Source organism: Pseudomonas putida, from assembly GCF_028682475.1.
GTDB classification, from domain to species: Bacteria; Pseudomonadota; Gammaproteobacteria; order Pseudomonadales; family Pseudomonadaceae; genus Aquipseudomonas; species Aquipseudomonas putida_AG.
In genome coordinates, this window is sequence record NZ_JANHLE010000082.1 from 1 (window position 1) to 999 (window position 999).

General features: G+C 58.1%; 2 pseudogenes. Both read left to right on the forward strand.

What is annotated here, in order from left to right:
• A pseudogene (locus NPS47_RS25215) lies at positions 1-568 on the forward strand (hypothetical protein); the annotation flags it as partial.
• Positions 565-999 (forward strand): annotated as a pseudogene (locus NPS47_RS25220) (hypothetical protein); the annotation flags it as partial. The pseudogenes NPS47_RS25215 and NPS47_RS25220, both read left to right, overlap by 4 nt.

Genomic DNA, 999 nt, shown 5'->3' on the forward strand with positions numbered 1-999 from the left:
AGTCAGCATGCAGAGCAGTTCGGCGATCGGCGCTGGCAAGGGTCCTTCAGGGCTGGCCTCCGAAAGCTCCATCGATTCCCTGACCATCGATTTGCCGGGGGCCGAGCCCGGTAGTGCCTACCTGAAACTGAGCCTGATCGGTGATCCCGTGGATACCCGGGAGTACCGTTACTTGATCCAAAATAGCCCGAACCAGAATTTCAAGGTGCCCAGGCCTTGGCGGAATATGATCCCGCACTGGCTGCCCAGCAGCAGCTGTCGCTGGATACCGGCCAAGGAAGGTCAAGGCTTGCGCCTGAGTGGCCCGTTCAGCACCGAGTCAGGTGTCCTTGGCTCACACCCTCGCACAGCTTCCCTGCGCTTGTGGTATCGCACGCCCTTGACCGCCCTGCTGGGCGTCAGAAGCTTTATCGGCGGAGCGCGCGGCGTGGCTTTCACCCTGAGTGACAGCGACGGAGTGGTTGCCCTGCAGGACGATCCGACACCGGAACTGGATCGGGTGCCGGTGTATGTGCTCGACGCGAACGGAGCCGGGGCCTATTACCTGCAACCCAAGGACAAGACATGAGTACGCCACCGGCAGGTACCACGAAAAAGCGGCTGTTTTCACGCAATGACTATTTCGCGCCGCTGCCTATCCCTACCGGTCGAAAACCCTCGGATGTGCTCAATATCATTTGGCGCAAGAACGAGGTGTTTCTTGATATCGGTAATTACAGCATCGGTTCGGCGGTGATGGTGATATGGCCGATGGTGATGTTATTTGCGCTGATGTATTACATCACGCCTGACTCTCTAATATTGGGAGGCGGCTTAATCATCGTCGGCATTCCTATCATGTTTGTGATCCAAGGCCTGTTCCGCGAGGTGCCCTTACCAGTGCGCTTCAATCGGCAGCGCCGTGAAGTGTGCGTACCAAGAGCAGATGGCGAGTACTGGATTGTCCCCTGGGAAAGCGTAACGGCAGCAGCAACGCAACACTCGTCGGTGAGCCAGGCA